This window comes from uncultured Sunxiuqinia sp., assembly GCF_947495665.1.
Classification (GTDB): domain Bacteria; phylum Bacteroidota; class Bacteroidia; order Bacteroidales; family Prolixibacteraceae; genus Sunxiuqinia; species Sunxiuqinia rutila.
The window spans coordinates 86835-101847 of record NZ_CANLZV010000009.1 but is presented as its reverse complement, the minus strand read 5'-3'; the positions used below and the strand labels follow the sequence as shown (position 1 = coordinate 101847).

The 15013-nt window shown below is 43.3% G+C and carries 11 protein-coding genes; 7 read left to right on the top strand and 4 right to left on the bottom strand.

Annotated features, from left to right (window positions below; translation table 11 throughout):
* Positions 1-3: 3 nt before the first annotated feature.
* The 3 genes from Q1A18_RS12505 to Q1A18_RS12495 form a co-directional block, all read right to left on the bottom strand.
* Positions 4-1101, bottom strand: a complete 1098-nt coding sequence (locus tag Q1A18_RS12505; RefSeq protein WP_299580539.1) for a FecR domain-containing protein — start codon at positions 1099-1101, stop codon at positions 4-6.
* Positions 1102-1114: 13 nt separating this feature from the next.
* Positions 1115-1804 carry an RNA polymerase sigma-70 factor gene (locus Q1A18_RS12500; protein ID WP_299580536.1) on the bottom strand — a complete coding sequence of 230 codons (690 nt, stop codon included), beginning with the start codon at positions 1802-1804 and terminating at the stop codon, positions 1115-1117.
* A 77-nt stretch (positions 1805-1881) separates the two neighbouring features.
* Positions 1882-2397, bottom strand: coding sequence for an RNA polymerase sigma-70 factor (locus tag Q1A18_RS12495; protein WP_299580533.1), 516 nt, complete (start codon positions 2395-2397; stop codon positions 1882-1884).
* Positions 2398-2687: 290 nt separating this feature from the next.
* Here Q1A18_RS12495 and Q1A18_RS12490 point away from each other — a divergent pair, with 290 nt between their 5' ends.
* Positions 2688-3740: an alpha-L-fucosidase gene (locus tag Q1A18_RS12490; RefSeq protein WP_299580530.1), complete on the top strand. Its 1053-nt coding sequence runs from the start codon at positions 2688-2690 to the stop codon at positions 3738-3740.
* Between the two features lie 85 nt (positions 3741-3825).
* Here the strand turns inward: Q1A18_RS12490 and Q1A18_RS12485 are convergent, their stop codons facing one another.
* Complete coding sequence (locus Q1A18_RS12485) at positions 3826-4713, bottom strand: AraC family transcriptional regulator (protein WP_299580527.1); 888 nt, start codon at positions 4711-4713, stop codon at positions 3826-3828.
* Positions 4714-4997: 284 nt separating this feature from the next.
* On the opposite strand from Q1A18_RS12485, the gene Q1A18_RS12480 reads away from it, so the two are divergent.
* The 6 genes from Q1A18_RS12480 to Q1A18_RS12455 all read left to right on the top strand — a co-directional run bounded on the left by Q1A18_RS12480 (position 4998) and on the right by Q1A18_RS12455 (position 14843).
* Positions 4998-7892 (top strand): glycoside hydrolase family 2 TIM barrel-domain containing protein, encoded by a 2895-nt coding sequence (locus tag Q1A18_RS12480; protein WP_299580524.1) that lies wholly within the window; start codon positions 4998-5000, stop codon positions 7890-7892.
* A 79-nt stretch (positions 7893-7971) separates the two neighbouring features.
* Complete coding sequence (locus tag Q1A18_RS12475; RefSeq protein ID WP_299580521.1) at positions 7972-10881, top strand: glycoside hydrolase family 2 TIM barrel-domain containing protein; 2910 nt, start codon at positions 7972-7974, stop codon at positions 10879-10881.
* Between the two features lie 5 nt (positions 10882-10886).
* The gene (locus tag Q1A18_RS12470; RefSeq protein WP_299580518.1) at positions 10887-11585 is read left to right on the top strand and encodes an RraA family protein; all 699 of its coding nucleotides are present in this window, start codon (positions 10887-10889) and stop codon (positions 11583-11585) included.
* Between the two features lie 117 nt (positions 11586-11702).
* The gene (locus tag Q1A18_RS12465; RefSeq protein ID WP_299580515.1) at positions 11703-12863 is read left to right on the top strand and encodes a mandelate racemase/muconate lactonizing enzyme family protein; all 1161 of its coding nucleotides are present in this window, start codon (positions 11703-11705) and stop codon (positions 12861-12863) included.
* 139 nt (positions 12864-13002) lie between these two features.
* Complete coding sequence (locus Q1A18_RS12460) at positions 13003-13791, top strand: SDR family oxidoreductase (protein ID WP_299580512.1); 789 nt, start codon at positions 13003-13005, stop codon at positions 13789-13791.
* Positions 13792-13967: 176 nt separating this feature from the next.
* Positions 13968-14843, top strand: coding sequence for an SMP-30/gluconolactonase/LRE family protein (locus Q1A18_RS12455; RefSeq protein WP_299580509.1), 876 nt, complete (start codon positions 13968-13970; stop codon positions 14841-14843).
* Positions 14844-15013 lie beyond the last annotated feature (170 nt).

Below are 15013 nucleotides of genomic sequence, written 5' to 3'. Positions count from 1 at the left end.
TGTTTAGTCGTTGTTTTTTTGGTCTTCTTTTTTGCGTAGCCAGACATCTCTGTCCTTCAGGGTATAGTCGATCGGTGAAGCGATGCTGATGGCGGCCAATACATTCTCAAGGGTTTCATTTTCAATTATTCCGGAAAACCGGAAATCTTTCAGGTCAGCATCTTCAAAATGGATCTTGACATTGTATTTCCGTTCAATCTTCACAATCATTTTTTGCATGGGCTCACTTTTCATAATGAGCCGATCTTCGGTCCATGAGGTGAAAAGCTTCGGGTCAATACCTTTGGAAATCAGGATTTTCTCTGGTTTTTTCTCCCGGACAGTATCCGGTTGACTGGCTGGTTGATTTTGTGTTTCAATGGTTTGAGTTTGACTGGTTGCTTTATAGAATACCAGTTGCTCGTGGGGTTTTAAGAACAGTTCTTCGGGCTTGGTTTTTTGCGTTCTATTTTTAACAATACTGACGGAGCCTTCCACCAAGGTTGTTTCAATGGTCCGCTCATCGGCATAGCTTTTTACGTTAAACTTGGTGCCATAGGCCTTTACGGTAATGTCGGAAGTGCGAACCTGGAAACGTTTGGATTTGTCCTGAGCGACTTCAAAAAAAGCTTCTCCTTCGAGCGATACTTCCCGGTCATCCTTGCCAAAATCCCCCGAATATTTCAAAACACTTCCGGCATTCAGAATTACTGTGGAACCATCAGGTAGTGAAATGGTTGATTTGGCGCCCATCGGGGCTGAGATTACGCTTTCTTCCAGCTGGGCAAAGTAATGGTTGGTCTGGTAGTTACTAATTCCCCACGAGAGGGTGGCTCCCAAAATGAAAACCGCAGCGATTTTGGTCCACCGTAGCCAATTGATCGTTGGCGATTGAGAAGAGAAGTTTCGCCTTTCCAGTTTTTTCCACTCCTGGTCCAGTACGTCTGGGGTAATTTGCAATTCGGTTTCGGCAGCCAGCCAAACCGACTGCATTTCTTCCAGGTAGGCTTGGTTTTCAGTGCTTTCCTGAAGCCAGCTCTCCAGTTCTGTCCATTCGTTGGCAGCGATGTACCCTTCCAGGTACTTCAGAATTAATTGATCGATGTTATGAGGTGTTTTCATTTTTGAGTATTTCTTATTTTTTGGTTCTCGTGGCTGAAACCGGTAATTGTTGTTTCAGGTATTTCAATGCCCGATAAATCTGCACTTCAACCGTTTTGGGAGAAATGGAAAGCTGTCGGGCGATTTCTTTGTGCTTCAGGCCTTGCTCGCGGCTCAGTAAAAAAATCTTTCGGCATTGCTCGGGCAAGGACGCCATGGCTTGATGAATTGTTTCCTGCAGTTCCTTTTCCTGCAGCTGATCATGCGCATTTTGCTGGTATAAAAAACTTTGTTGTTGTTGCAGGTGAAAGCTGGTTAAATGGCGATGCGTCGTGTTTGTCTTCTTCAGGTAATTAAGACATTGATGATGAACCGCCCGGTAGAGATAAGCTTTAACCGACTGATTGATTTCCAGTTGCTCGCGCTTTTCCCAGAGGTAGGAAAAAACATCCTGCAGGATATCTTTGCAGGTTTCGCTTGAGTGCACATATTGACGGGCAAAAACGTAGAGCTCTTTGTAGTACTTTTCGAATAGTTTCCGGAATGCACCCCGGTCTTCGCACACAAGTCGATCCACACATTCTTTGTCAGTTTCCTGCGCCGAATCTTCCAGTGGCCGAACGACCGAAAGTACTCCGGAGCCGCCTGACTGCTGGAATGTTGGCTTACTTAAGGCTGAAACCGAAGTACGAAAAAACGGGACAGAGTGATTTTCAGCTTTCATCGTAATTAGTCTGATTTGGTAATCTGCTTCTAAGGCAATTCAAATTGAAAGATCACTTACAAGCCAACCATCTTTTTTTACGAAAACTTTTTCAGATGAACTTTAAGTTGCTTTAAACTCCGGAAAATGAAGGTTTCAACAGTTTTGACAGAGAGCCCCAGTTGCCTGGCTATTTCCTTATGGCTCAGTCCTTGTTTTCGACTAAGAAGAAAAACCTGCTTTTGACGTGGGGGAAAAAGTTCTACCTGTTGATCAATCAGATGAAGCAATTTTTGATGGTCCAGATTGGTTGTAACATCAGTATGGTGGGGCAGCAGGTAAGCATAGTGCTGGTTTCCTTCGGCCTGTCTTTTTTGTTTCTGAATGTAGTTTAAACTTTTGTTGCGCACCATGCGGTACAGGTAAGCATTAATGGAGTAGCGAACAGGTATTTTTTTGCGCTCTTCCCAAAACTGTGAAAATGTTTCCTGAATAATATCTTTGCAGGCTTCGTGTTCCCGGGTGATTCGTAAAGCATAAAAGAACAAAGGCTTGTAGTAGGAACGAAAGAGTAAATTGAAGGTTTTTACGTCCCCGCAATTTAACTTTTCCATTAACTCCTTTTCGGGGAGAGATATGTATTTGTCCAGTCCCAAGCAAACAAAGGTTATAGCTATTTAAACCATAAGTTAAGGACAAAATTGGTTTTTAACCAAGGGTTAATGGATAAACTTTTTTGTGGCTTGGGTTCTTTTTTCGTCCTAGGTATTCTGGTTGGAGTCTCAGTTGTAAAAAGGAGCAAATTTCATCCTAAACTACATGTTTTTTTAGAGTTCAGATAAAAATGTTAATTTGAGACGCAATCGTAAGATTGATTTTCTAAACCTACTTAAATACTACAAAAATGAAAAAACGACTACTCCTTGTAGCGCTTGTGCTCGGTTCTTTATCGGGTAAACTTTGGGCGCAGGTGAATTACCTGAAAGAATCGGATGCTGATTTTCAAAAACGAATGGAATGGTTTACCAATGCCCAATATGGCATGTTCATTCATTTTGGCTTGTACAGTCAGCTTGGGGGAATTTATGATGGAAAAACAGTTAAGGGCTATGCCGAATGGATTCAATCATCGGCTGATATTTCAAGGGAGGAGTATGCCCGGTTAATTGATACCTGGAACCCACAGCATTTTGACGCGGATAAAATAGCACGTTTAGCTAAAAAGGCCGGCATGAAATACTTGGTGATTACCACAAAACACCATGAAGGTTTTTGCTTGTGGGATTCTGAGTATACCGATTTTGATATTGCCAGTTCTCCCATGAAAGGACGTGATTTGATTCAGGAGCTATCTGATGCCTGTAAAAAGCAAGGAATCAAGTTCGGAACGTACTACAGTATTATTGATTGGCATCACCCTTCGCAACATCGCAATGATTCAGGAAAAGATGGATGGAATCGTTGGGGCCAGGTGGCTATGATTCCTGAGAAAAAGCAAGAATACATCGCTTATATGAAAAATCAAATCCGCGAATTGGTTGAAAAGTATGATACCGAGATTTTGTGGTTTGATGGCGATTGGGTGAATTGGTGGGATATGGAAACTGGCGAGGACTTGTACCAATACATTCGTGCGTTGAAACCATCGATTATCATCAATAATCGGGTGGCCAAACGAGCTCAGTTTAAACGAGACTTTGGAACACCGGAGCAGGAACATCCTGGAGATGCACTGGATCATTACTGGGAGGCATGCTATACCATGAATGATTCATGGGGATTTAAAAAAGAGGATCATAACTGGAAAAGCGCCGATAAAGTCTATAACCAGCTCAAGGAAATTAATGAAAGAGGAGGAAATCTCTTGCTAAACATTGGGCCCGATGGGGAAGGTAATGTCCCTGAAGAAAGTGTACAAATCCTAAAAGAAGTAGGAAAGAAACTAAAGAAGAAATAGTCTTTGAGCTTATTCGGCAAAGGGATTTCCGTTATGAATTAGGATGAATTCTAACGGGACATGAGTCTGTTTAAGGATGGAAAACTTACGCTTGTTTTTCTTCCTCAAACAGACTTTTCTTTTTTTGATAATTGCCGGGAGTTAGCCCGATTATTTTTTTGAATTGCCGGTTAAAATAGGACAGGTTATTGTACCCACATCGGAAACAAATTTCAGAAATCGAAAGATTCCCTTCAATTAAAAGCTTGCAGGCAAAACCTACCCGCACTTCATTGATAAATTCACTGACCGATTTTCGTGTCTTTTGACGAAAGAAACGACATAAGGATGCCGGAGTCATATTGGCAAGCAGAGCGAGCTCTTCCAGTTTAATTTCCTTTTCAAAATTGGTGAGGATATAATCATAGATTTTGTCAATTCGCTTGGAATGGTGTTTCTGATAATGATCGGCAAATGGAATGCCTGATAGAATGGTATGGTTTTCCACTTGAGCTAGTTTGTGTAGCATTGTGAGCAAGTGTGTAAGTCGGTCAAAAGGCTGCTGGTCGATCATTTTTCGGAGTTTCCGTTTTACAGGATGTCCCTCGGGTAAATGGTAACTGATTCCCCTGGGAGAAAGCTCCAAAAGCTTTTTTATAGGAGCCATCTCAGGCAATTCCCAAAGATCTGGCCCTAAAAAGTCTTGTCCAAAATGCAGTACAATCGCACTCACTTTCTTTCTTGAGTTGTGGTCGAAGTAGCTGTCATCACTCTTCCAAACATGGGGTAATCCAACTCCCAAAAGCACCAAATCTCCACTACCAAAGCGCGATATGTCATCACCAATAAAACGGGTTCCTTCCCCTTGAATAATATACACGAGCTCCAATTCAGAGTGATAGTGCCAATGGTCGTAAAAGGCAGTACGGGTATCTTTCCGAATTGAAATGGATTGATGAACCTGTTTGGTTAGTTTAAAATATTGTGCTTGCATAAGATGTCATTTTGTGCGAATACCTAATTGCAAATTGAAGCAAATTTACTGGATTTATTGATCTGTTGAAAATATAGTTCAAGTTACAGGTAAAATGATTCAACTACTTTAAAGCTGAACAGTGTAATTTTGAACTGTGCAGGAAAGGCTTATTTCCATTCATTAAAAAGGGCTATGAGACTTTCTCTTCGAATCTCTATTTGAAAAGTATATTGCAATGATTACTACTACAACTAATAATATAGAATGAGATGAAGAATCTACACTTTTTAATTTGTTTATTCATGTTCTTACTAATTGCTCCGTCGGGTTACGGACAATTAGCTGTTGTTCCTCGAAACTCCTCGGTAAGTCCTGTGAAAGTTGACTTGAACGGGCGATGGAATTTTAATGATTCCTTTTCCGGCAAGCTTGCTGAGGTGGGCAATCGAGCAAAAAAATGGCCTCAGATTGAAGTCCCTGGAGAATGGGCCATGCAGGGATTTGAGGTAGAACCTGGAAAGGCGGGAGTTTATTCCCGATCTTTTGCTGTTCCAAAGACATGGACAAACTGCAAGATCTTTTTACGTTGCGATGCCGTTTTTAGCAAGGCTGATTTATTTGTTAATGGGCAAAGTGCAGGTTCCCATACCGGCCCGATGGTTGCGTTTGAAAAGGAGGTTAGTTCTTTGCTCAAGCGTGGAAAGGAAAATCGCCTGACAATTGCTGTTACAGCAGAAACAATGGCTGATACCTTGATGTCGGGAACACAATATGCTGCCCATCAACTGGGAGGAATTCTACGAAAGATTTACTTGTATGCCGTTCCTGAAGTATACCTTGCCAACTTGGTTGTAACCACTCCTTTGGATCCAGATTATGAGCATGCTGATTTAGCAATTAATGCAACATTAAAAAATGCTGTTGCTGCTGAACGTGCTGATGTGAATGTTCGTCTGTTCGCTCCCAATGGGAGGCAAGTGGAACTGGCAAACTCTCGTAAAACCGTCCAACTGAAGGGTGAAAAGGAGTTGCCAATCAGCCTTTCATTTCCGGTAGCTAAGCCTGATAAATGGGATGCTGAACATCCAAATTTATATCGGCTTGAGCTTGATGTTTTAACTGATGCTGGCGTTGAAACGATCGTGAAGAAAATAGGCTTTCGGCAAATTGAGGTCGTTGGCAATCAGCTTTTCGTGAACGGAACTCCGATTAAAATGAAGGGGGTGAATCGCCACGAAGTTCATCCATTGCGAGGCAGGAGTTTAACTCCTGAGCTTTGGAAGCAGGATGCTGAATTGTTTAAGCAGGGAAACGTGAATTACATCAGGACTTCCCATTACCCGCCAGCCGAAGAGTTTATCGCTTTGTGTGATAGTCTTGGCTTGTATGTCGAACTGGAAAACCCAATTTGCTGGGTGGGCCATGGAGCTAATGAGCACTGGAAAAACAATGATCCCAAGGATCCGGCCATGTACAACTATTTTGAGCAAATTGCTCGTGCCGATCTGGCTTTCTTCCGGAATCATCCAAGTATTCTGATTTGGTCAATGGCCAATGAATCCATGTGGACAGAGAATTGGTCGCGCTTAGCCGATTTTTATGCGCAGCAAGACCCGACCCGACCTGCTACCTTTCATGATCAGGCTTACGGCGGATTTAACAACTACGGCAGTACGAAAATGCCAGTGGCCAACATGCACTATCCGGGGCCTAATGGACCTCAGGTGGTGGAAGACTTTAAGCGTCCGATATTGTTTGGCGAATATGCTCACCTGAATACCTATAACCGGGAAGAAATCGTTACTGACCCTGGCGTGCGTGATGCCTGGGGACGCGGATTTAGAAAAATGTGGGAAGGTATGTATAAAAGCCGGGGATGCCTTGGTGGTGCTATCTGGTCAGGAATTGACGATGTTTTTTATTTGCCCGACGGACGTGCTGTTGGTTATGGCGAGTGGGGGCCAATTGATGGCTGGCGGCGCGAAAAGCCAGAATACTATCACATGAAAAAGAGCTATTCTCCGGTAAAAATACATAATCAGCATGTTGAAGTTCCTGAAAAAGGACAGCCTATTCGTCTTCAAATAGAGAATCGCTTTGATTTTACAAACTTGAGTGAGTGTCACATTGCCTGGAGCGTTGGCAATAAGTCGGGTACGGTAAACATGGATTTACCTCCACAAAAAACAGGCATCTTGGATATTAGGCCCACAGATGCTCGGTTAGACGGGGAAATTATGACAGTTCGTGTGTTCTCTCCCCAGAATATTGAAGTAGAAGCCTGTGCTATCGAAATAGGCCAGGTAAAACGCGATGATTTTCCCTTCCAAAAAGTGTCAGCTCGCCGGTTAGCAGTGTCTCAGGAGGATGATCGTCTGCAAATAGTCGGAGACGGATTTGAGTGGGAGTTTGGCTTGAAAGAAGGAGTGATTAATGGTGCTCAAATCAATCATGAAAAAGTTCTCAATGGCGGAGCCGAACTGATGATGCTCGAGTTAAGAACAGGCCCTTGCAATACAGAACACAGCCTCGAAATTCCTCTTCATAATTCGCTTTGTACCAGGAAAAAGGTACAGGATGTTAGCTGGGAGCAAGTAAACGATACCGTAAAAGTTAAAGTTTTGCTTAACTACACGATGGCCGAAGGGGAGATTAACTACGCGTTTACAGCCGGGGGTGATGTGGTGGTCGATTACCAGATGAAGGCAATGATCAAAATGAATCCACGTCAATGGGGATTGGTTTTCTCTGTTCCTGAAAGTTCGAAGAATTTGCAGTGGTATCGGAAAGGACTTTGGAGTTGGTATCCTGAGAATCATATTGGACGTACGAATGGTGAAACGGTGCCTTTTGGCGACAAAGCTTTCCGAATTGAATCGTTTGGGCAAAAGCCTGTCAATGATTGGCGTTTTGATGCCATTTCGTTGGGAACAAATGATTTTAGAGCAACGCGTGAGAATATTTACTGGGCTGCTTTATCCAATGCCGATGGTTATGGGGTAACGGTTGTTGGCGATGGCCAACAGGCTTTCAGAGCTTTTGTCGATGCTAATGAAAACATCAGCTTCTTGGTGGCTGGTTATTCAACCGGCGGAGGCGACATGTTTTTTAGCGGGCATTATAATGATGAGCGTAAACCTTTGGAAGAAGGAAGTGTGATCAAATCCTCCGTAAAACTGCAATTGGTGAAAAAGTAAGAAAGGCGCAGACAAAGGCAAAGGCTCTGTTTTGTAAGGATTGGAAATTTTGAAGAATAAATCTTAAACCTTAAAACGAATGAAGAAACTTAGTTTATTAATGATATTCCTGGTGTTTGCAGTAAGCATCCAGGCTCAGCTTACTTTTGATCCTCAAAAGTTGGAAACGATCCGTTGGAGCCCCATTCCCGAAAAAGTTAAGGGGATTGATGGGGTACAACTTGACCTGAATGGAACCTGGAACTTTAATCCAAGTCCAGCAGACTCGTTTTGGAAAAATATAGGTAGCACAAACTGGGAAAATATTGAGGTCCCGGGCGAATGGGTGATGCAAGGCTTTGAAGTAGATGCCGGACAGTATGCCGGTTACTACCGGGAGTTTCAGCTTCCTGAATCGTGGAAGAAAGCTCGTATTAAGCTGAAATGTGAAGCTGTTTACAGTGAATGTACCATTTGGATGAATGGAAAAAAAGTTGGAGGACACTTAGGCGGATTTACCCCTTTTGAGTTGGATGTTACCGATGCGGTAAAAAAAGGAAATAATACAATTGCGTTGGCTGTTCGTAGCGAAAGTGTGGCCGATAGCCTGTCCTCTGGTTCAAAGTATGCGGTTCATCCCTTGGGAGGTATTTCCCGTCCAATTTATTTGATGGCCCTTCCCGAAGTGAATGTAGCATCCTTGCATGTCCGGACAACATTTGATGAGACATACGAAGATGCTCTTCTTCAAACCCAGCTTTTGTTGTCTAATGAAAGCAACAGAAGTAAAGATGCCGTTCTAAAGTTTGAACTTACCGATCTGTCTGGAAACCACGTTGCTTTTGAAGGCGACAAGCAACTGTCTGTTTCGCTGGAAGCAGGAACAAAAAAGATTGAAACAAGCGTGAATGTTCGAAAACCGCAGAAATGGGATCCGGAACATCCCAACCTTTATGTGCTGCATTGTTCACTGTTTGTGGATGGCGTAGAACAAACAAAAGTGTCACGACGATTTGGTTTTCGACAAATTGAAGTTCGCGAGAACCAGGTTTTTGTAAACAACCATCCGATAAAATTACGCGGTGTCTGTCGGCACGAAGTTGATCCTTTGCGGGGACGTTCGTTGAATGGAAACCAGTGGTTTGAGGATGTTAAACTGTTTAGAGAAGGAAATGTCAATTACATCCGTACTTCGCACTACCCTCCAAATCAAAAATTGTTGGATGCATGCGATGAGCTGGGAATGTTTGTTGAGGTGGAAGGCCCATTTTGCTGGGCTGGCAAAAAGCCGGTAAATAATTCAAATTACTTTGAAGCCATCGTGCAGCCCATCCTCGAAATGGTTGAATTGAATAAGTCGCATCCATCGGTTTTGCATTGGTCAATTGCGAATGAGTCGTATGATTTTGATGAACTTTTTAAAGAAGCCGCTGACTTAGTAAAGGCTGCTGATCCTTCACGACCTCGTATTTTTAGTCAATACGGACCTGATGGAGATGGCGGATATCTGGAGCTTGCCAATCATCACTATCCAGGGCCTGGAGGTCCCGATAAATATCGCAACCACAAGCGTCCAATTACTTTTGATGAATACGTACACTTGAATGCCTACAACCGATTTGAGCTGATGACCGACCCTGGAATTCGCGATTTCTGGGGAGATATTTTGTATCACATGTGGGAGAAAATGTATGCTGCAAAAGGCGTGCTGGGTGGCGCACTATGGGCTGGTATTGATGATACCTTCTTTTTACCATCAGGACATGCTGTTGGCTACGGAACCTGGGGGCCGGTCGATGGCTGGAGAAGGCCAAAACCGGAATATTGGCATATGAAGAAAATCTATTCACCGGTAAAAATCAAACTTGAAAGTGGACTGAATGATGAGCCCGTGAAGCTTACATTGGAGAATCGCTATTTCTTTTCAAATTTGGATGAATGCCGGATTACTTGGAGTAATAATCAAGCCAAAGGACAACTACGAGTTGAGGCCAAGCCTGGCGGATCAGTCGAAGCAACGCTTCCTTTCACATACAAGGAACTAGGGAAATTGAGGTTGACTGTTTACAAAGACAGTAAAGTGGCCGTTGATGAATATGCTTTTGATTTTTCGATGCCTGAAATGGAGATTGCTAAAACAAATGAGGATCGTTTGCAGTGGAGCCGAAAGGGAAAACAAAAAATTGCTGAAAGTAAAAAGTTAAAGGTTGAGTTTGGCCCTGAAGGATTCCGTATTTCAGACTCAAAAGGACACGATGTGTTAAATGATTGGCCAATATTAATGCTGGTTTCTGCCAATAATAAAGGCGATACACAGATGACCAAGGAAACACCGGATTATACGCTGTATTCACCCGCTGCATCAAATCGTAGCATTCATTCTGTGGACGTAGAAGAAGGAGAGAAGCAGCTTAAAATTGTTCTGACTGAAGGATACGATGAGGCAACAGGAACGATGGAGATCTCTGTTCAGGCTAATGGTTCCATAGCTGTTTCGTACGATTACAGCATGCTGAAAAATGAGAATTTCCGTCAATGGGGTGTGGCATTTTCATTGCCTGAAACATTCAATACCCTGAGTTGGGAGAAAAAAGGACTGTGGACCGTTTACCCCGAAGATCATATTGGACGGCTGAAAGGTGAAGCGAAACTTTTTTACAACGATGAGCGCTGTGGATTAGCAGGTCCTTCGAAAAAGCCTTCCTGGGCTTATCATCAGGATCAAACGCGCTATGGAAGTAACGATTTCCGCTCAACCAAGCGCAATGTATTTCAAGCTGCCTTAGCTGCTAAAGGTGCAAGTACCATTCAGCTAAAATCGGACGGTAGCCAGCATGTACGTAGTTGGCTTGAGAATGGCAACATTCATTGGCTGGTGGCGGGGTACGATAATCCGGGGTCAGAACGGTTTCTGCGGGGATTTAGTTCTCATGCAGCTTTGTACGATATTCCGTTAACCAGAGGCCAGAAGCTAAGTGGACAAATAAAACTATTAATTACTAACGAATAAATAAGATGACTGCAAACGATTGGAAAGACGACAAAGAGCTTTTCGGTTTTATCCGTAAGGAACTCTATACCGCTGTAGTTGGCGATATTATGGATAAAATGGGACTTCAGCATCAGTTTTTACCTCCTCAAATCAGACCGCTGAAAGAGGAGATGTTGCTGGTTGGACGGGCGATGACTGTTTTGGAAGCTGACTGTTTTGAAGAATTGAGCCCCGGATCACAAAACCCCTTAATGGATAAACCATTTGGCTTGATGTTGGAAGCCTTGGATGATATCAAGCCGGGCGAGGTTTATATCTGCTCTGGTTCTTCTCCTGCCTATGCTTTAGTTGGCGAACTGATGCTTACCCGTATCAAAATGTGTGGTGGCACTGGAGCTGTTGTCAATGGCTATTCGCGCGATACAAAGGGGATTTATGATGTTGATTTACCGGTGTTTTCTTATGGGCCCTATTCTCAGGATCAAGCACCTCGCGGTAAAGTGATTGACTTTCGGGTGCCTATCGAAATGAACGGGGTTCGTATTAATCCAGGTGATATTATTGTTGGTGATATTGATGGCGTTTGTGTGGTCCCCCAGTTGGTTGAGAAGGAAGTATTTGCGCGCTCTTTGGAAAAGGCTCGAGGGGAGAAAACGGTATTAAAAGCCATTCAGGAAGGGATGAGTGCTGTTGAAGCCTGGGACAAATACGGAATCATGTAAGGCAATGTGTAAATAAGAAATAGCCATGAGTAGAGGATCTGAAAATCAGTGGTTCGGATATGGTCGTCTGAAAATTCTGTTTCCTGGTTCTTGTATCTTGGCTCTAATTTGAAATGAATGAAGATTACAGATGTTAAAGTATGGTTGGTTGAAGGTGTAAAGTACAACTGGACTTTATTGAAAATTTATACCGACGAAGGAATTACTGGGGTTGGCGAAGCGACAAACTGGCCCGGAAGTCAAATGATCGAAGCTGCTGCAGTTGAAGCAGGAAAACGTATTATCGGCTTGGATCCGATGCGGACTGACTTTATCTGGACCAAATTATATCGCGATTTGAATTGGGTTGGTCCTTTTGGTGCCAGCATGTGTGCTATTTCGGGTATTGACATGGCCTTGCTCGATTTAAAAGCAAAGAAACTGGGAGTCCCGATGTATGAGTTGCTGGGAGGGGCGTTTCGCACAAAAATTAGGCTGTACGCCAACTACTGGTTTACAGGTGGTGGACACAATGCCGAGGACTATGCGATGCAGGCTCGAAAGGTTATGGGCTCTGGCTTTAAGGGCGTTAAATTTGATCCTTTTGCGCATGTCAACTATTTGTATGGTGAAGACCTAAATACGGACTTGGGCTTGAGTCAAGAGCAACAAAATCGAGCTTTTGAGGTAAGCAAGGCTGTTCGCGAAGCGATTGGACCCGATGCTGACTTAATGATAGAAACACATGCAATGCTTAATTTCAAAACAGCAGTAACGATGGCTGAACGATTGGCTCAGTTGAACATTACCTGGTACGAAGAACCTGCGGGACCTGAAAATGCAAATACCTTAAAAGCTTTACGTGAACGCATTGACCCCAAAGTTTCGATTTGCGTGGGAGAGCGTCATTATACACGTCACGGAATTCGGGATCTGCTGGAGAAACAGGTGGTTGATGTTATTATGCCGGATATCACTCGTTGTGGTGGTCCTTCGGAAATGAAGCGTATGGCAACCATGGCCGAAACCTACAATGTATTGTTGGCACCGCATAACCCTAATGGGCCCCTGTCAACATTGGCAAGTGCTCATGTTTGTGCGGCTGTTCCCAATTTCTTCCGGCAGGAGTATATTTATTGCGATGTCCCTTGGCGAGATGAAGTAATTGATCATGCCATTGAGGTCGATCAAGGTTATCTGGTATTATCTGACCGGCCGGGTTTAGGTGTCGATTTGGTTGAGCAAGAAATGGAGAAGCATCCGGGTATCCGTATCGCTAAAAAAGGTTTTTATATTTAGGAATAGGAAAGTACGAAGTGACTAAAGTATATTGACAGAGTTTTTAAGCCTTAAGTTAGTTCGAAGTTGTCCAAGAATCTATTGTCTTGGCTCTAACAAAAGTGTCTTTAAAAAATATAAACAGATAAAACCAATAAAAATGTTAGGGATTAATCTAACCGATAAAGTAGCTATTGTAACAGGTGTTTCCAGTGGTATTGGTGCAGGAGTCGCAAAAGTGCTGGCTGAAGCTGGCTGTCATGTGGCTGGTTGTGCAAGGACATCTGAAGATCAGGATAGTGTCAAAGATTTTATCAAGAGTGTTGAAGCTTTTGGGAGGAAAGCTTTTTACCAAGCGGTTGATGTCACCTCAAAAGAGCAGATTGCCTCTTTTGTTGAACGTGTTGCCCGTGAATTTAAGCAGATCGATCTAGTGGTTTCCAATGCCGGGGTAAACGTATTTAAAGGAGCTTCGCAGTGCTCCGAAGAAGATTGGACTTACAATCATGAACTAAACCTGGCTTCGCATTGGCGCTTGGCAAAAGCAAGCCGGAAACATTTAGAAGCAAGTTCTTCAGGAGTTTTTGTCGTTATGACTTCCAATCATGCTTACTCGTCAATTCCTGGTTGTTTTCCATACAATGTGACCAAAACGGCACTTACTGGTTTGGTTCGTGCCATGGCAATTGAATGGGGACCCTCTGTGCGGGTTGTGGGAGTAGCTCCTGGCTTTATCGATACTCCCGGAAACGATAAATGGTTTAACTCGTTCCCGGACGCAGCTGCTGAACGTCAGCGAACAATTGATTTGCATCCGGCGGGAAAACTTGGTACCCCAGAAGAAGTTGGAGCATGGTGTGCTTTTCTGGCAAGTGACTTTGCAGCTTTCGCAACGGGTACAACCTATCTTTTGGATGGAGGCCGGTCGGCGTTAATGCAGGATAGTTAGAATTGATGACTTATTATTTCTGAATTGCGGATGGAGATAGACCTTGGGAATCCAGCTTATGAGTTTCAGGTTCCAAGTATCAGGTTGTTTGGATATCCGAACATCTGAAAGTGTAACATCCGGCATTTATGAAACTTTCGTTATTACTCTCAACATTGTTGATTACGAATTTACTTATGGGACAAAAAGTCGAGCTTGTTGAAAATACGCCAGTGGCAATTTTAGGAGAAGGCACGGTGTGGCACCCCTTTGAAAAGGTATTGTATTGGGTGGATATTACCGGAGAAAAACTTCATCGCTACGATCCGGTAAAGAAGGAAAATAAAACGTACCCAACGGGAAGTATGATTGGGACTGTCGTTCCTGCCGCTGGCGAGTATACTGTTTTGCTGGCATTGGAAACGGGTATTTATGGAATGGCAGCGAACGGTGTTTTGCATCAATTGATCAACTATCCGAACGAATTGCAAGGGAATCGGTTTAACGATGGGAAATGCGATCCGGCCGGTCGTTTTTGGGTGGGAACAATGAACAAGAAAGTTGTGAAAGGAGCTGGAAATCTCTATGTTTTTGATGGGCAGGTTTTGACTGTGAAACAAGCAGAAGTAACGATTTCCAATGGAATTGTTTGGGCTTCTGATGGACAAACGATGTATTTCATTGACACCGCTGAACAGTGCATTTTTGCCTACGACTTCACGCAGGCGACCGGAGAATTGTCTAATCGTAGGATTGCCATAAATGTACCGGCTGAGCTTGGAGCTCCGGATGGTATGACCATTGATTCGGAGGGAATGTTGTGGGTTGCCCATTGGGGCGGTCATGCCGTTATTCAGTGGAATCCAAATACGGGGGAACAACTGCGGGTAATCGATGTTCCCGCCCCTCATGTAACTTCCTGCGCTTTTGGTGGAGCTGATCTTAACACCTTGTTTATCTCAACAGCTAAAGAAGGCTTGTCTGAAAAGCAATTGCAAGCATACCCTTTAAGCGGCTCGCTTTTTCAAATTGCCCTTGATGTGCAAGGACTACCCGCAGGAGTCTATCGGTAGTTTCTACTTACCGTTATCACTTTATGTCATTGCGAAAGGAGTGCAGCAACCTTTCTGATTCTTGATATGGAGTCGATCATGTGATTGTTGGAAGTTGAGATAATTGTCTTCAGAGTTAAAGTATATATTCTATTTGGCATTCTTTTTTGGATAATATAGTTCATAAATGT